The following is an 18,730-nucleotide window of genomic DNA, read 5'->3' on the forward strand; positions in this document are numbered from 1 at the left end:
TTGAGAAAAAATCTTAGAACTTTAGATATGTTTGAGGTACGAGTTTATCAAAGTTCTTAGATTTTTCTCAAATTTAAACTTTAGACTAATTAAAAATATTTAACGTGACGAAACATGGTAATATGTCCCGGAGTATAAGTTAAATTTCGGGCATGTTTATCTATAATATTTACAATTCACGTTTAAAATATTTAGTATGAAGCAGCTCATGGGCTTTTTCACTGTTAGGTTCCCCTAAAAATTCATTATAAAGCTTAATTATTTCTGGATTTTTATGAGATTTTCTTAAAGGTTTGTTTCTATCTTCTTCATATAATGCATTAGCTCTTTTACTTAATATATCATAGTTTCCGTGGACATATGGCTGACCACCACCATGGATGCATCCACCAGGACAGGCCATAATTTCTATAATCTGATAGTCTGCTTTTCCTTCTCTTATTTTATTTAATAATTTACGAGCATTTCCAAGTCCACTGGCAATAGCAGCTTTTACTTCCATGTCTTCAATCTTTATTGTAGCTTCTCTTATTCCATCAAAGCCCCGCACTACACTGAACTCAACCTGATTTAATTCTTTACCAGTTATCCACTCATATGCTGTACGAAGTGCTGCTTCCATAACTCCGCCGGTTACACCAAATATAACTCCTGCACCAGTGGATTCTCCGAGTACGCTGTCGAATTCTTCATCTTTAAGAGATGTAAAATCAATACCAGCCTCTTTTATCATTTTTGCTAATTCTCTAGTACTTATAACTATATCTATGTCATTATTCATTTCTGGTCTTGCTGCCTCATATTTTTTGGCTAGGCAAGGCATAACTGAAACAACTACTATATCCTTTGGAGCTATATTCATTTTTTCAGCAAAATAGGTTTTAGCTATTGCTCCAAACATCTGCTGGGGAGACTTACAGCTAGAAGGAATATCGAGAAGGTCAGTAAACTCATGTTCAAAGAAGTTTATCCAACCTGGGCAACAGCTTGTAAGCATAGGAAGTCTGCCGCCATGATTAATTCTATGCATAAGCTCGCTAGCTTCCTCCATTATAGTTAAGTCAGCAGCAAAGTCTGTATCAAAGACCTTATGAAATCCTAAGGAACGAAGAGCAGCTGCCATCTTTCCTGTAACAGCTGTACCAACTTCCATACCAAATTCTTCTCCTAAAGCAGCTCTTACAGCAGGTGCTGTTTGCACTATAACAAATTTATCTTTATTATTTAGAGCATCCCAAACCTTTGAGGTATTGTTAACTTCCGTCAAAGCACCAGTAGGGCAAACAGATACACACTGACCACAGAAGGTACAATTTGTTTCAGTCATTGGCTCTCCAAAGGCTGGGGATATAACAGTATTAAAACCTCTATTCACAGCTGATAATACAGAAACCGTTTGGATTTCTGTACATACAGTTTCGCATCTTCTGCATAGTATACATTTATCTAAGTTTCTGACAATGGAGTAGCTGGATGTATCCTTTGGATAGGTAGACATTTCTCCTTTAAATTTAATCTCACATATTCCCATATCAGCTGCAAGTTTTTGAAGTTCACAGTTAGTGTTTTTTTCACATAGCAGACAGTCTTGTGGATGATCTGAAAGTAGAAGTTCTACCACTGTTCTACGAGCTTTAATTGCTCTAATAGAATTTGTTTTTATTACCATCCCTTCAGCTACTGGTGTAGTACAAGAGGGTGCAAGATTTCTTCTTCCCTGAATCTCTACCATACAAACTCTGCAAGAGCCAGGCTTATTTTCTACTTCATTGTGAAGTTTTAAATGACATAATGTGGGTATATTTATATTCAGCAGTTTTGCAGCTTCTAAAATGGTAGTTCCGCTTTCTACTTGTACTTGTCTATTATTTATAGTAAGAGTAATCAAACTCAAAACCTCCACCTCTTTCTTTAAATTTTAACTATTGCGTCAATTGGACATCCACTAAGGCATGCTCCGCACTTAATACATTTATTTTGATCTATGGAATGCAGTTCTTTAACCTTACCACTTATACAAGATACAGGGCAATTTCTTGCACATTTAGTACATCCTATACATTTACTTGAAATTTCATAACGAACTAGATTTTTGCACATACCAGCAGGACATCTTTTTTCCTTTACGTGGGCTTCGTACTCCTGCCAAAAATATTTCATTGTACTTAATACAGGATTAGGAGCAGTTTGTCCAAGACCACAAAGTGAGGTGTCTTTAATTGTTTCAGATAGTTCCTTTAACTTATCTAAATCCTGTTCAGTGCCTTGGCCATTTGAGATTTTTGTTAAAATCTCAAGTAAGCGTTTGTTGCCCACTCTGCATGGAGTACATTTTCCACAGGATTCATCTACAGTAAATTCAAGATAGAATTTAGCTATATCAACCATACAGTTATCTTCATCCATAACTATCATTCCACCTGAACCCATCATGGAACCTATGCCTGTTAAGGATTCATAATCAATTTGAATATCTAAGTTATCAGCGGGTATGCATCCACCAGAAGGGCCGCCAGTTTGAACTGCCTTAAATTTACGTCCATTTTTAATACCGCCGCCTACATCAAATATTATTTCTCTTAAAGTAGTACCCATAGGAACTTCTACAAGGCCAACATTATTAATTTTTCCTGCCAGAGCAAAGACCTTTGTTCCTTTGGAGGTTTCAGTACCAATTGAGCTGTACCAATTAGCTCCGTTGTTTATTATAGCTGGTATATTAGCTAAGGTTTCCACATTATTTACACAGGTTGGCTTATTCCAAAGTCCGCTTTCTGCTGGAAAAGGTGGTTTGTTAGTAGGTTCTCCACGACAGCCTTCAACGGAATGTATTAAAGCTGTTTCTTCTCCACAGACAAAGGCACCAGCACCGTATTTTATATCTATATCAAAACTAAATTCTGTTCCAAGAATGTTATCTCCAAGCAGTCCAAGTTCTCTGGCTTGTTCTATAGCTATTCTAAGCCTGTTAACCGCAAGGGGATACTCAGCTCTTATATAAATAACACCTTTGGACGCTCCAATAGCGTAACCAGCAATAGCCATAGCCTCTAGAACACTGCTTGGGTCTCCTTCAAGTATAGAACGATCCATGAAAGCACCTGGATCTCCTTCGTCAGCATTACAAATAATATATTTTTGGTCAGCAGCATAAGCTTTAGCAAAACTCCATTTTTTCCCTGTAGGGAAACCACCGCCGCCTCTGCCTCTTAAGCCAGAATCTATAATTAATTTGATTACCTCATCAGGAGTCATTTCAGAAAGAACTTTTCCCAAGGCTAAGTAGCCCTGAGCAGCTATACTTTCAGTTATATCCTCTGGATTTATTAGACCACAATTTCTAAGAGCAATTCTATTTTGCTTTTTGTAAAAGCACATTTCATCCTGTCTTTTAACTTTTTCTTTTAAAGAAGGCTCCTCATATAAGAGCCTATGGACTATTTTGCCCTCTAACAAATGCTCTCTTACTATTTCTTCAGTATCTTCAGGGGTAACATGAACATAAAACGCATTATCAGGGCTTATTTTAACAATAGGACCTTTTTCGCAAAAACCGAAGCAGCCCGTTATAGCCACTGTAACTTCATCTGAAAGTCCAGCTTTTTCTATGTTGGCTTTTAATTCTTCAACTATTTTATCACTTTCCGAAGACTTGCAGCCTGTTCCTCCACAAACCGATACGTAACGTTTGCATCTCTTGTTTTCAACTGCTAATTCATCTTCATGACTACTTTTTCTCATTTTTAGTGTTTGTGAATATTGTTTAAATACCTTTTGAAGTTCTGTATAAGAATTTATTTTATTCAAGCTGATCCCTCCTATTCTTTGTATTCATCTAAGACTCTATCTACTGAATGCTTATTAAAATGACCATAAACCTTGTCATTTACAGTGACCACAGGAGCAAGACCACAAGCACCTACACATCTTAAAACTTGTAAAGTAAATTTTCCATCTGGAGTAGTTTGACCAACTTTTATATTTAGCTTCTTTTCAAACTCCGCTAGTACATCGCCTGAGCCTTTAACAAAGCAGGCTGTGCCCATACATACATTAATAACATGTTTGCCTGTTGGTTCTTCAGTAAAATAAGAATAGAAGGTAACTACACCATTTACTTTAGATACGGGTATATTTAACTTTTTAGCAATAAATTTTTGAACATCTTCTGGTAGATATCCAAATATGTTTTGTGCTTTATGAAGAACAGAAATTAAGGATCCATTTTTATCTGGAATGCCATCTATAAAGTCACTAAGTTCTTTGTAGAATTGTTCCTTTAAATTATTTGAACACACTTTAGTATACCCCCTACAAATTTTCATATTATTTTCTTGTGAATTGGTTCAGCTATACAATTATATGAAATTTATTCAAATGTAATACTATTGTTTTATTATTAAGAAAATATTTTTATAATAAAATTAAAGAACTTTAACTATATGTTTCAGTTAAAGTAATTTTCATCGAATATATAATTAAAGTAGTAGTATAGTTGAATTATGGCATGAAATTATTACGTTGAAGAATTGTTTATCTCTTAATGTTATTTTTAAGGCTATGCTAAAAATTTAGTTAAAACGAGGTGGTTTTGTGAAAAAAATTAAAATTTTAACTCTAGCAATTGTAACAGTATTTGCATTGTCTTCAGGTAATGTATTTGCAGCTTCTACGAAAAGTAAAGCTGATACCGGAAAAAGCACAATTTCTACTAAAGCCAATTCTCATGGTAAAGCTGAAGCAAATGATAAAGCTAAAGCAAATGATAAAGCTGAAGCAAATGATAAAGCTAAAGCAAATGATAAAGCTGAAGCAAATGATAAAGCTAAAACAAATGATAAAGCTAAAACAAGTAGTAATGATATAACCAAGGGTATTAAAGACAAAAAAACAGCAAAACAAGTTTCTATACTATCAAACAGACTTGGTAGTATAGAAGTCTCTTTAAATAAAATAGAGAAATCAATGAATAACTACTTTAGTGAAACTTCGAGTACTACAACGCCATCAAGTATTTCAGGAGACTTAACTGAGGATAATGAAAGTAACTCAAATGAAGCATCTAGTACTTCTGATACGGAGGATAAGGACTTAAATCAAACTACAGAAAATAACGACAGTAATTCAAGTAATAACACTAATACAGGAGAGAATATAGATAACAACAATACAGGGATTAGTGTAGATGATAGCAATTCAGATGGAGATTTAGATGAAGTGCAGGACCAATTAAGCGATGAATTTGAAAAAGAATATGATTCTGAGGATAACAGCAGATATAATAGCTTTTACGGAAAATTAAATGCAATAACTAACAGATTAAATACAGTAGAGAGACAAATTTCAAAAGTTAATGGTGTGGACAGCGAAAAAACCAATGAATTAAGCATTAAGATAACAGAACTTAGAAGTAAAGTGCAAAGCCTTTTAGATAAGTTATCTACTGAACAAGGACAAATTGTAAATAAGATAAAAAGTAATCCTAGAAAAAAAATGTTTCAGCAACAAAGTATAAATGAATCAAAAAAAGTTTGGAAAGTTCATTTTAATAGTCTAGTAAATCCTGAAACAGTGAATTCAAAAAATATCATGATTGTAGATAAGGTCGGTAATGTATTAGATAGTGACGTATCTTTTGATTCTTCAACTAATGATGCTATTATCAATACTAAAGATGGATTTTTAAAGGGAGAAGAATATTCAATTATAATCAGTGAAAATCTGGAGTCATCAAAGGGTGAAAAGCTAGACAAGCCTGTAGAAAAAAAATTTACTGTAAACTAACCGAAAATAAGCTGCATAGTATGATTAACTATGCAGCTATTATATTTAACTATTGTTTTAAAGGGCTATCTTATAAAAGTATGGGAGTCAAATATATTAATATCCGTTACTTCTTAAAGTAGTTAAAGCCTTATATATTGTAACTGCCAAATCTGACATAGTTACGTTGTCTTTTGGTTTAAATTTATTATCAGTGTCATTTGTAAGCCCTAGACCCTTAGATATGGCAACATATCCTATATTACCAGGGGTTATATCACCCGCGTCACTATATGAAAGTACAAAAATCCCTTGTGCCTTAGCAAGTTTATCATAGCCTAAAAGCTTTACTATGTCCTTAATGGTTTCTTCCTTTGTAACTTTTTCATCTCCTTTAAAATCACCTGAGTTATCAAGTATTCCATAGGCAACTGCCATTTGTAGATACTTATAGATATCATCATTTTTTGTTCCACTGTAACTTATTTTAAGATTTGGTGCATTCTCTAACATATAAGGTCTATAACCTTTTATGTTCACCAGTATTTTTATTAAATCATCTCTGGTAATTTGTTTATTTAAATCAAAATCTTTAGTATTAATTATTCCTTGTGAAGCTAAAATGCTTAATTCCTTTTCTACGGGGCTTCCTTTAATCTTCTCTTTAAATATCTGAATATTATTGTCAATTTCTTGGCCGTTGAAATCTATAAAGTTTCCTTTAAATGCTTCTACACCATTAAGTTGTCTGTATTGTAACCCATTCAATATACTATATACTAATTTAACTGACATGTCAGAGTTTTTTGGATCTTTACTTGTGTTAAAAAGTGTATATTGAAGTTCAGGTTTATAAGTATTAAAGAAAATATTTTGTGCCTTATCCTTACTTATAATTCCACTAGATGAAGGTACATTTAAGCCTTGAGTCCACCTACTGTCTATGTTGGTTATTTCACCTGTAATTGAATTAATATTTATGTTAATAGCATCATTCTGATAGGATATTCCATTTATTAATCTATTAAAATTAAATCCATAGAAACTATCTACCTGTGGTACATTATTATAATATAAAGTACGCTTAATATATGTTTGTTTAGTATTTATATCCCTAACCTTATCTGGAAAATACTTTTTAATTGTTTCTATAGCTTTACCATATGCCTGTTCAAAGGTAAGCTTTGGTTTAGTATTATTGTCAGTTGTGTTAAATTTGTCAATAGGATTAAATTTGCTTATTGATACAAGCTGACCTGTTGAAGAATCTATGGTTATCTGTCCTTCCTCTCTAAGGCTATTATTTGAATCTTTTTTTACAAAATGTCCTGACCAGCAAGAGATTCCAACTCCAAATTCATTATTGCTGTCTTGATAGTTTGTTGAGTCAATAGTATATCTATCTCCGTATATTTCTTTAACTAGTGTTTTCATTATTGCTTCTGCAGAGTCGCTGGTTAACTCTTTGTTTAATTTTTGTGCTGGCTTATAGCTGCCTATAAAGGATTTCTTCTGACTTTCATCTAAATCAGTTATCTTCTTGTCCAGTGCGCTAGTGTTATCATAGTCCGACATGTTACCTTCTCTTGCATCAACAGTGACCCCATTTGACATATCAGGCATGTATCCAATCTTTATATCTTTTGTTTTGTTATCGTATCTATATTCATCTCTATATGGTACATATTTAAGTTCAAGATCTAAGTTATCCTTAAATATTTCAGCTGCTTTTTCTTGTGATATAATACCATCTTTTGAAGGAAGTTTAGTATCACTCCACCTAAAACCATAAGAGCGTATTTTTCCAGTGATGCTGTCAACGGCTATGTTTAAATAGTTTCCTAAGAAAGGGATACCATTTACCATTCTGACGTAGTTAAAATTATATGCTGTTGGATCTCCATAGGATTTATAATTAATTTTATCATTATTTGCTAATTTACACTGTGAAAATTCTTGTGGATTTATTTTATTTAAGAACTTTGTTGCTGCTTCTTTTGCTTCATCTTCTGTTAAATTCGCAATTCCAGGAACCTGTCCAGGTAAATATGTCATTACATCTGCATTAACAACTTTACCAGTAGAAGCATCTACCGAAACATTAATATTTACATCTTTCTTTTCTTCATGAGAATTCCAGTTTATCTGCCAAAGGTAGCTTTGGTTATTAGGTACTATAGACTGATAATCAGGTGTAAAACTAACATTAGTTTGATATTTTCCTTCATCAATGTTAACTTGAAAATAATCTCTTAAGGTTTTTTTAGCAATATTTTTTGCTTCATCTTTTGAAATCTTAGAACTTGCTTCACTTATGGCATTAACTGTAGTAGTGTTGTAATTAGACACACCACTTACTGGTTTTATTAGTTCTTTTGAGTAAGTTGGTGATGTTACACTAAGCGAAATCACTGTAGTTAAAATAATAGAAAATGTCTTTTTACTTATCATAGTTATCCCCCTTTTTAATCACATCTTTATATAGAATTAGGAACCTCTTTACACTATATTAGACGGTATATAATTACTAATTGCTCCAAAATTAAGAAAAAGTTTTTCATTATTTTACCAAGTTGCTTTTTAGAAGAAAAGTAAAACAAACAGGCTTTCATATTGAAGAAAACTTTTTGAATTTTTCAGAAAAATATATTTGCTAAACAGTTAAAATAATGTTATAATAACTGATATATTATTAAAAAAGTATAATATATTTAATAATATATCAATTAAACACAAGATGTATTCAAAACACACTAAATTTATATGTAGGAGGTAATATTATGAGTTATATTCAAATGAGCGACGAAGCATACGAGGAGTTTAAAGCTTTTTTAGATAGTACTAATATCGATAATTATGACTTAAAAGTAATATACATGGGAAGAAACTGTAGTGGAGCAACATTTAACCTTGATACTTCAGGATATGAACCAAATGATATTGTAGAACAGGTTAAGGATATTAAATTCTTTATGTCAGAAGAGTTATTAGAAGAATATGGTGGATTCATAATTCTATCTAATAATGAAAATAAGGGACAAGGTCTTGAGTTTAAGCCTGTTAATCTGATAAACAATTGTAGTGCTTGTCCTCAGTTAGGATGCTAATTTAATTAACATTAAAGCCTAAGATCTGTAGCTACTATATATAGTAATAATTAATACTTTAAAAAAGACATCTAAATCAAGGATGTCTTTTTTATTTTAAGGTATAAAGATGTTGTGATATAACATAGGAGAAGCTATATATGATAACTATATCTCACCAATGTTATTTTAAATAGCAACAGTAATATACTTCCGCTATACTCTTGCATATATTTGAAATATATGCTTTATAATAAAATATAAGAGCTAATGATGAATTATAAGTAAAAAGTTTAAGTTTCATATAAGCGGAAATTAGCATGATCATATAGGCAGTGTTATGGAAAATTAGGAAAATGCTAAATGGTGAAGAGGTAATTATGACTCACGCCATCTAGCTTCCATTACAGGTGGAGTATAGATTTTCATTTTTTTAATTAACTCTGAAGGGTTGTCTGAAACTAACATAAGCTTCATATGTAATTCATTCATAAAACCTTCAGCACAAGTATTTTGTAACAGCTGTAAAAGAGGATCAAAAAAGTTTGATATGTTTAATATGCCAATAGGTTTTTTATGAATACCTATTCGAGCCCAGCTAAGTACTTCAAACAATTCCTCAAAAGTTCCAAGACCGCCAGGAAGAGCTATAAATCCATCTGAAAGATCTGCCATTGTTTGTTTTCTCTCATGCATATTTTTAACTTCAATAAGTTTAGTTAAACCATTATGAACGGTTTCCGCAGAAAGAAGCCCGCTGGGCATGACCCCAGTAACTTTTCCATTATTTTTCAAAACCTCATTGGATACTTCACCCATAAGTCCTACTTGTGAACCACCATATACTAGTTCAATTTCATTGTCAGCTAACTCTTTTCCAAGTAATCTGGCGATTTCTTTATATTCTTTACGTGAACCAAGACCAGATCCACAGTATACACATATTCTTTTCATATGTAGTACCTCCCTCTATAATCTTTAAATTTCTTTAATATATTTACTTATTCTTAATATTAAAGATTATAATATACTACTATATTATAACATAACAGTTGGTATATATTTTTTTAAAAGTAGTTATTAATAAAATTACAAAAGCTAAATTAAATGGTTCTGAAAAAGACGTATTCAATAGTCTTTAAGCTATGTTTACTGTAGCTGAGAAAAATAGTGGAGAAGTAAATATGATATAATATAATTATAAATATTACAAATTATTGGATAGTATTTAATGAAAAAATTTTAACATAGATAACACAGATGAATTAAAAGAAGAAATAAGTACCAATTTATTAGAATATGATATAATCTATATAAAGGAAACTTGAATTAGATATAAGTATTAGAGAGGGTAGTGGTGGGATAAATTAAAATAATTAACTTTAGGAGTTGAAGAAATGTATATAGTATTTGGTAATACAATTGTAGATAGCAAAGAAATGAAAGAAACAATTGAAAATAATTCAGAGTTTAAAGTAGTTAAAGATATGAGCAAAGGTTCAAAACGAGAAGATATATTAGCTTTTAATTTAAGTGTAGATATAAACACTTTAAACGATCTAATGGAAGAAGAGTATAATGTAAATGAGTTAACTGAAGATGAACTGTTTGAAGAATATCTTACATTATCAGAAGAATTTGCAACTGATATTGAAGAATATATTCCAGAAGAAGCTATTTTAGATATTAGAGCTTATAAGTGGGATCAATCAGATAATGACATAAAATTAGTAATGGCTATAGCTCATAAAGATGTGGGTGAACCAAAATTAAGAGATGTTATGAAGAGACTTATAACACAAGTAGAATAGTTAACTCCATAGATCTGGAACTTTTAAATTTAAAAGTTTGGTACTTATACTTATAGGGATAACAAAAGCATTTATATAAAATAGCAAAGAATAAAGGGAAATAACCCAAAAAAGCCAATGCTTAAAATTAAGCATTGGCTTCAAACTTACAAAACCATATCCGAAATACCGGTACTCTAATTTTGACACCTATCTCTCGATAGGGGGGTGTCTTCAAAGATAAATCTATCGCCCTCAATGCCGTAAAAGGACTCACAGGAAGGTACATATCATCATCTAAATATTAGACTCCCAAAGCTTAAATGTAGGTTCAAAATAAGAGCTTAACGAGTATTTCAGAAATTATACTCTATGTATAGATTGAACTTTTACTAGGAATAGCTGTTCACAAAAGTTGTTCTTAGCATTTCCTGAAACTATAATAACATATTTAGTTTAACAGTACAAGTACTCGGCATGTGGTAAGTTTTTCCTAATATAGATAGAGTAATTAGAAGATTTTATTCTAATATACTATTAATCTATGTTAATTATGGTAAAATAATGAATTGTAATTTTTTTAATTAAGTATGTAAACTTTAACGGATCTTCTTCCCCAGCTCTGTGCCTCAGATTCTGATTGGAAAAACACATCTATTATGTTTCCTTGAATAGCTCCACCAATATCTTCTGCAATAGCATATCCATATCCATCTACATAAACTCTAGACCCTAGTGGTATAACCCTAGGATCTACAGCTATAGTACTATAGCCACCCACATCTCTCTTTGTTTCAGCACCTGATGCCGTAATACCATTACCTGAATATGCAGTTGCTTCCATGTTCATTACCTGTGAGTATGAAAGGGATTTTGACATACCACGAGATAAGCTGCCACCTTTAAGACTTTTATTATTAGAAGCATCCGCAGCTTCCATGGCTATTAACTGTTTTTCTTTTTCAGTTGCTTTAGCAAGCAGATTCTTTTGTTCTTTTATATCTTTACTCAACTTCAACAATGTACTTTCATTACTGGTCTTTAAAGCCGCCAATTTATTATTCTCATAATTTAAAGCTTCCTTCTGCCTTGCAATGGCTTGCTTTTCTTCTTTTAGCTTATTTATAATCTGGTTATCAAAGCCTATTACTTTTGTAACCAAGTCTAATCTTGAAACAAAATCACTTAAACTATTTGAGGCTAAAAGCACTTGAAGGTAGCTATCAGTACCGCTTATATACATAGCTCGTACTCTTTTTCCAAACAAATCTTCCTGAGCTTTTGATTTGTTTTCAGCAGCTTCTAATTTTAGTTGTGTGTTTTTAATATCTTGAGCAATCTTATTCATGTCTTTTTTATTATTATCAACTTTCTTTATTACCTCATTAATTTGCTTGTCTAATTCTTGAACCTTTGCTTGTAAATCTTTTTTGTTATCCTGAGTTTGTTTTAATGCATCTGATGTACTAGTGCTTGGTGCAGCAAAAACATTAATACTTATAGCTGCAGTTAACACTAAAGTCATAATAACGGATAACGTTCTAGTATTCAATTTGTCATCCTCCTCTTTATATCAAGTTATTTTTATATTATAAGCTTGTTAATATTCCTTATTATATCATTAAATGAAGTTTCCATCAAACCCAGGAATTCCCTTATGGTATTACATAGGGGGGGGATGTGTTAGACTTTGGGTTGAATACCTATATAGACTTGTAGTTAAAAATTAAATTTTTACAGTACTTTGAATAATTTGGAAGCGGTGAAAAGACTTACATCCATTGTTTTAAAGCAATAATTCTTAATATAGAATTAAATAAGTACACATTAATTATAAATATTAATGAAATTTTAAAGAAGGAAAAAAAAAAGTTTTGTAGAATTATTAAAACATGTAAATATTATGAATTTTTTTAAAAGGGGTGAGTGTTATGAGGGGAGAAATTAAAGTTCATGAAAAAAATATGAGTAACAAAAATAAGAGTATGAAAGATTATAAAATTAAATCTTTACAAGACAAACTCTTTATATCGGATTATGATATTCACCTTTTTCATGAAGGAACCCATTATAAGTGCTATAAGTTCATGGGAGCGCATCATGTAAAAGAAGATGAAAGGTGGGGCGTAAGATTTACTACCTGGGCTCCAAGGGCTTTAGAGGTAAGGGTAGTAGGAGAGTTTAGTGACTGGGAATCTAAAAAAGAATACTCTTTTGTAAAATTGACTGATGAGGGTTTATGGAGTTTATTTATTCCAGGGCTAGAAGAAGAATTTATCTATAAATATGAAATAACTCAAAAGGATGGTAAGAAGGTTTTGAAGGCTGATCCTTACGGAGTTTATAGTGAAAAGAGACCTAACACTGCTTCTTATTGTATAAAAGAAAAAAGCTTTCAATGGGAAGATAAAAAGTGGTTAGATCATAGAAATTCTCAAAATGTATACGAAAGCCCAATAAATATTTATGAGATACACCTAGGGTCTTGGAGAAGAGATGAAGGGGGAGAATTTTCAAATTACAGGAAAATATCGGAAGAATTGGTGGATTATGTGAAGGATATGGGCTATACTCATGTGGAAATAATGCCTATAATGGAGCATCCTTTAGATGACTCATGGGGCTATCAGCTCACTGGATATTATGCTGTTACTAGTAGATATGGTAACATAGATGATTTTAAATACTTGGTAAATACTCTTCACAAAGCAGGTATAGGAGTTATACTTGACTGGGTTCCAGGCCATTTTTGTAAAGATGAACATGGACTTTATAGGTTTGATGGTACACCTACCTATGAGTATGAGGATATAAATAAATCAGAAAATAAGGGTTGGGGAGCAGCAAATTTTGATTTAGGAAGACCAGAAGTGAAAAACTTCCTTATAGCAAATGCACTATTTTGGTTTAGAGAATATCATATTGATGGACTAAGAATAGACGCAGTATCAAACATGCTTTATCTAGATTATGATAGAAGACACGGAGAATGGACTCCAAATAAAAACGGAGGTCATGAAAATCTCGAAGCTATAGAATTTTTTAAAGAATTAAATGAGGCCTTATTTGAGGAATTTCCAAAGATATTAATGATTGCAGAAGAGTCTACTTCATGGCCTATGATAAGTAGACCTACAAACATAGGAGGGCTAGGCTTCAATTTTAAATGGAATATGGGCTGGATGAACGATATATTGGATTATATAAGTTTAGATCCTATATATAGAAAATATCATCATAATCGCGTAACTTTTTCTATTATGTATAATTACTCAGAAAATTTTATATTACCCCTTTCACATGATGAAGTAGTACATGGAAAAAAATCCCTAATAAACAAAATGTGGGGTGATAACTGGAATAAGCTTGCAGGTGTAAGGTTATTTATGACTTATATGTTCACTCATCCAGGGAAAAAGAGTACTTTTATGGGAACAGAATTTGCTCAATTTATAGAATGGAGGCATTATGAAGAACTAGAGTGGAATCTTATTGAAGATTTTGAAATACACAAAATCACTCAAGGATTTTTTAGAGACTTAAATAATTTTTATAGAAAAGAAAGAGCCCTGTGGTTTTATGATTATGAATTTAAAGGTTTTCAGTGGATTGACGCAAATAACTATAGCCAAAGTATTCTTGCTTTTATGAGAAAAACAGATAAACCAAAGGAAACTTTAATTGTTATATGTAATTTTACACCTATGGTTTATTATGACTATAAAATTGGAGTTCCATACTTAGGAGAATATGAGGAACTTTTAAATACAGATAATAAAAAGTATGGGGGATCAGGACAAATAATGGACACCATACTTTATGCAGAAGATGAGCCTTGGCATAGCGAGCCTTATCACATAAAAATTAAGGTTCCACCTATGGCAGCAGTAATACTTAAGATAAATAAGATTGATGATAAAAAAGGTAAGAACAATATAAAAGTTGTAGAAGGTGTGAAAGGTGAGAATCATACAAAGGAAACAAAGCATATAAAAGCAGCAGGTGAAAAATCTGATATAAAAGATATAAGTCGCATAAGTGAAAGGGGACTTGAATAATGAAGGTTTTATTTGTAGCATCAGAATCAGATCCTTTTATTAAAACAGGAGGGCTAGGAGATGTAGCTTATGCTCTTCCAAAATACCTTAAAACTTTAGGTATAGATGCAAGAATTGTAATACCAAAATATAAAAACATAAAATTAAGTGATAAATGGAATATTAGTTTTAAGAAAAGTTTTACAGTGCCTGTAGGTTGGAGAAACCAATATTGCGGCATATTTCAGAGTGAAGTAGATGGAGTTCAATATTACTTAGTAGATAATGAATACTATTTTTTTAGAGATACCCTTTATGGACATTATGATGATGGAGAGAGGTTTGCATTTTTTGATAGAGCAGTGCTTATGATGTTGAAGGAGGTAGGCTGGAAACCAGATGTTATACACTGCAATGATTGGCATTCAGGTATGATACCAGTATTATATAAGCTTCAATATTCAAAAGATGCTTTTTATAAGGACATAAAAATATTATATAGTATACATAATATTTTGTTCCAGGGGAATTATGATCCGAAGATATTGGGAGAACTCTTTGGTTATAGTGATGAAATATTCAAGAATAAAAGTGTAGAGCTATATGGAGCAGTGAGCTTTATGAAGGGTGGAATAAACTATAGTGATAAGGTATCCACTGTAAGTAGCACTTATGCTGAAGAAATTCAAACCCCTCAGTATGGAGAAAGGCTGGATGGACTTCTACGAAGTAGATCCAGAGATCTTTCAGGTATAGTAAATGGCATAGATTATGATATCTATGACCCGGATAAGGATAGAGCTATATATAAAAACTATAACAAAAATAGATTAAATGATAAGGTTACTAATAAAACCATACTTCAAAAACAATTAGGTCTTAAAGTTAATGAAGAAATTCCAATGCTGGGTATTGTTTCAAGACTTACCTCTCAAAAAGGAATGGATTTAATAAGGCACATAGGTGAAGAACTTCTAAAGAGGGATATACAGTTAGTAGTATTAGGTACTGGAGATACTGAGTATCAAGAATACTTTAAATACCTTCATGGAAAGTATCCAGAAAAGGTATCAGCAAATATATATTTTGATAATACTTTAGCTCATAGAATATATGCGGCTTCAGATATATTCTTGATGCCATCTCTATTTGAGCCTTGTGGCTTAGGTCAACTTATAGCTTTAAGATATGGATCTATACCTATAGTAAGAGAAACAGGCGGACTTAAAGATACTATAAAATCATATAACAAATTTACTGGAGAAGGTAATGGTTTTAGCTTTACTTACTACAATGCATATGACCTACTTTATGTTATAGACCTAGCCCTTCAATATTATAAAGATAAAAAGCTTTGGAAAGGTATAATGCTTCAAGCTTTGGACAGTGATAACAGCTGGAATAAATCCTCTAAGACGTATAAAGAACTTTACGAAAGTATGTTTTAACCTGGAGTAACATTTTCATAGTAGGAGGAATCTATATGTTAAAGACAGATAAAGAAACCTTTAAAAAAGCCTATGAAGAAAAATTTATAGAGATTCACGGGAAGGATCTATCAGAGGGAACAGACTATAATAAATATGAGGCTTTGGCAAGCCTTGTGAGAGACTATGTAGTTAAAACCTGGATTAATACTAATAAAAGTTATAACTCTACAGGGGAAAAACAGGTTTATTATTTTTCTATGGAGTTCTTGCTTGGAAGATTACTAGGGAATACCTTGATTAACTTAGGTATAAGAGACATATGTAAAGAAGCCCTTAATGACTTTAACATAGACCTTGATAGTTTAGAGGCTTTAGAAGAAGATCAGGGACTGGGCAATGGTGGTTTAGGCAGATTAGCAGCTTGCTTTTTAGATTCCATGGCCTCCTTGAATATACCAGGACATGGCTGCGGTATAAGATATAAATATGGATTTTTTGATCAAAAAATAATAAATGGAGCCCAAGTAGAGGCTCCAGATGATTGGTTAAAGAATGTTAATGTATGGGAGATAAAAAAGCCAGATAAGGCTCAAGTAGTTAAATTTGGTGGTGAAGTAAATGTGAGCAATGTGGATGGAAATATAAAGTTTACTCATACCAAATATGAACCAGTTTTAGCAGTTCCTTATGATATTCCTATAATAGGCTATAAAAATCATGTGGTTAACACTTTAAGGCTTTGGAGTGCAGAACCTCTACATGATGAATTTGACTTTTCCTCCTTTAGTAGAGGGGAATACTTAAAGGCCATAGAATACAAGAATTCTATAGAGGCTATATCACAGATTTTATATCCTGATGATAGTTTCTATGAAGGGAAAATGCTTAGGTTAAAGCAGCAATATTTTTTTGTATCCTCAGGGGTTCAAAGTATCATAAAACATTTTAAGACTCATGGAAAAAATTTAAGGGAATTAGATGAAAAGATAGCTATACACATAAACGATACCCATCCTACTTTAGCCATCCCTGAGCTTATGAGAATTCTCATGGATGAAGAGGGGTTTGGCTGGGATGAAGCTTGGAGAATGACTACAAATATAATATCCTATACAAATCATACTATATTATCAGAAGCTTTAGAAAAATGGCCTATAGAACTGTTTAAAAATTTATTACCTAGAATTTATATGATAGTTGAAGAAATAAACAAGAGATTTTGTGAAGAGCTGTGGAATAAATATACTGGACAATGGGATAAAATTAGCAAAATGGCCATAATAGGCCATGGATATGTAAGAATGGCTCATTTAGCTATAGTAGGAAGTCACAGCGTAAATGGTGTAGCTAAGCTTCATACAGAGATACTTAAAAAACAAGAAATGGCTGATTTTTATTATTTCTATCCCAAAAAGTTCAACAATAAAACTAACGGCATAACTCATAGAAGATGGCTTATGAAGGCAAATCCACAACTTACAGATTTTCTTAGAGAAACTATAGGAGATAGTTTTATAAAACACCCTACGGATATGGAGACATTTAAAGCTTATGCCAATGACAACACAGTTCAAGAGAGATTACAAGGTATAAAGCTTTATAATAAAAATAAACTTGCAGAATATTTAAGAATTCACCAAGGTATTTCTGTAAACCCAAATTCTTTATTTGATGTTCATGTGAAAAGAATACATGCTTACAAAAGGCAACTTTTGAATTGCTTAAGAATAATGGAACTTTATAGAAGACTTACAGAAAATCCTAATTTAGATATAGTTCCTAGAACCTTTATTTTTGCAGGTAAGGCAGCACCAGGCTACTATCTTGCTAAAAGGACCATCGAACTTATAAGTGCAGTAGCTAATAAAATAAATAATGACCCAAAAGTAAATGAAAAAATAAAGGTATTGTTCCTAGAAAATTATAGGGTTTCCTTAGCTGAAGCTATAATTCCAGCCGCAGATTTAAGTGAGCAAATATCTACCACCACTAAGGAAGCTTCAGGCACAAGTAATATGAAATTCATGATGAATGGAGCTGTTACTATAGCTACATTAGATGGGGCTAATGTAGAAATAAGAGATGAAGTTGGAGATGAAAATATAATTATTTTCGGTTTAACAAAAAGAGAAGTTCTAGATTTTTATCAAAAGGGAGGCTACTCTGCCTTAGACATGATTAATAAGGACTATAGAATAAAGCAGGTTACAGAAGATATAATAAATGGATTTTATTGTGATGATAAAGAAAGGTTTAGAGTAGTTTATGAACATCTAGTTAACTATAATGATGAATTTTTTGTATTGAAGGATTTTGATTCCTACCTAAAAGCACAGAATAAGGTAGATGACTTGTATAGAGATTTTTCAAAGTGGCAATCTATGTGTGCTGTTAACATAGCACATTCAGGTATATTCTCCAGCGATAGAACTATACAAGAATATGCTGCAGGGATATGGGGATCAGGATATTTATATAAAAATCTTTAATTGAATTCTAAATTATTCTTGGAAAAAAAAGATTAAAAAGTCATTTGAAGTAATAATCTTAAGAAAGAATGTATATATATATATAGTAGAAAAATTTCATAAAGTTAAAACAGTTCTTTCATATTCTGATGGAAC

At 31.9% G+C, this 18,730-nt stretch carries 12 protein-coding genes and 1 other RNA gene; 6 read left to right on the forward strand and 7 right to left on the reverse strand.

The genetic code is table 11. The annotated features are described in order from the left end of the window. Window positions 1-169: 169 nt before the first annotated feature. From HGI79_RS00005 to nuoE, 3 genes are read right to left on the reverse strand one after another with little or no spacing between them, the layout of a single operon-like run. Window positions 170-1,894 (reverse strand): NADH-dependent [FeFe] hydrogenase, group A6, encoded by a 1,725-nt coding sequence (locus tag HGI79_RS00005; RefSeq protein ID WP_185648677.1) that lies wholly within the window; start codon window positions 1,892-1,894, stop codon window positions 170-172. 17 nt (window positions 1,895-1,911) lie between these two features. After that, window positions 1,912-3,807, reverse strand: coding sequence for an NADH-quinone oxidoreductase subunit NuoF (locus HGI79_RS00010; RefSeq protein WP_185648678.1), 1,896 nt, complete (start codon window positions 3,805-3,807; stop codon window positions 1,912-1,914). 11 nt (window positions 3,808-3,818) lie between these two features. Next, entirely contained in the window at window positions 3,819-4,298 is a 480-nt protein-coding gene (gene nuoE / locus HGI79_RS00015) for an NADH-quinone oxidoreductase subunit NuoE (protein WP_185648679.1), read from the reverse strand. Window positions 4,299-4,593: 295 nt separating this feature from the next. Here nuoE and HGI79_RS00020 point away from each other — a divergent pair, with 295 nt between their 5' ends. Beyond that, the gene (locus tag HGI79_RS00020) at window positions 4,594-5,784 is read left to right on the forward strand and encodes a hypothetical protein (protein WP_185648680.1); all 1,191 of its coding nucleotides are present in this window, start codon (window positions 4,594-4,596) and stop codon (window positions 5,782-5,784) included. Between the two features lie 96 nt (window positions 5,785-5,880). Here HGI79_RS00020 and HGI79_RS00025 read toward each other — a convergent pair whose 3' ends face one another. Next, complete coding sequence (locus HGI79_RS00025) at window positions 5,881-8,214, reverse strand: YcdB/YcdC domain-containing protein (protein ID WP_185648681.1); 2,334 nt, start codon at window positions 8,212-8,214, stop codon at window positions 5,881-5,883. A gap of 329 nt (window positions 8,215-8,543) precedes the next feature. On the opposite strand from HGI79_RS00025, the gene HGI79_RS00030 reads away from it, so the two are divergent. Then, window positions 8,544-8,870: a HesB-like protein gene (locus tag HGI79_RS00030; protein WP_185648682.1), complete on the forward strand. Its 327-nt coding sequence runs from the start codon at window positions 8,544-8,546 to the stop codon at window positions 8,868-8,870. A gap of 357 nt (window positions 8,871-9,227) precedes the next feature. Here HGI79_RS00030 and HGI79_RS00035 read toward each other — a convergent pair whose 3' ends face one another. Continuing rightward, on the reverse strand, window positions 9,228-9,803 hold the full coding sequence (locus tag HGI79_RS00035; RefSeq protein WP_185648683.1) for a TIGR00730 family Rossman fold protein: 576 nt from the start codon (window positions 9,801-9,803) through the stop codon (window positions 9,228-9,230). A gap of 443 nt (window positions 9,804-10,246) precedes the next feature. On the opposite strand from HGI79_RS00035, the gene HGI79_RS00040 reads away from it, so the two are divergent. Continuing rightward, the gene (locus HGI79_RS00040; RefSeq protein WP_185648684.1) at window positions 10,247-10,660 is read left to right on the forward strand and encodes a hypothetical protein; all 414 of its coding nucleotides are present in this window, start codon (window positions 10,247-10,249) and stop codon (window positions 10,658-10,660) included. Between the two features lie 153 nt (window positions 10,661-10,813). On the opposite strand, the gene ssrS is transcribed toward HGI79_RS00040, so the two are convergent. Further along, window positions 10,814-11,005: non-coding RNA, 6S RNA (gene ssrS / locus HGI79_RS00045), on the reverse strand. Between the two features lie 214 nt (window positions 11,006-11,219). Then, window positions 11,220-12,191: a 3D domain-containing protein gene (locus HGI79_RS00050; RefSeq protein ID WP_185648685.1), complete on the reverse strand. Its 972-nt coding sequence runs from the start codon at window positions 12,189-12,191 to the stop codon at window positions 11,220-11,222. A gap of 379 nt (window positions 12,192-12,570) precedes the next feature. Here HGI79_RS00050 and glgB point away from each other — a divergent pair, with 379 nt between their 5' ends. From glgB to HGI79_RS00065, 3 genes are read left to right on the forward strand one after another with little or no spacing between them, the layout of a single operon-like run. Beyond that, window positions 12,571-14,697, forward strand: a complete 2,127-nt coding sequence (glgB, locus tag HGI79_RS00055) for a 1,4-alpha-glucan branching protein GlgB (RefSeq protein ID WP_241428091.1) — start codon at window positions 12,571-12,573, stop codon at window positions 14,695-14,697. Next, entirely contained in the window at window positions 14,697-16,124 is a 1,428-nt protein-coding gene (gene glgA / locus HGI79_RS00060) for a glycogen synthase GlgA (RefSeq protein WP_185648686.1), read from the forward strand. The genes glgB and glgA overlap by 1 nt, the downstream gene beginning before the upstream one ends. A gap of 35 nt (window positions 16,125-16,159) precedes the next feature. Continuing rightward, window positions 16,160-18,595, forward strand: coding sequence for a glycogen/starch/alpha-glucan phosphorylase (locus HGI79_RS00065; protein ID WP_185648687.1), 2,436 nt, complete (start codon window positions 16,160-16,162; stop codon window positions 18,593-18,595). Window positions 18,596-18,730: the final 135 nt, after the last annotated feature.

The sequence above is a fragment of the Clostridium sp. DJ247 genome, assembly GCF_014231265.1.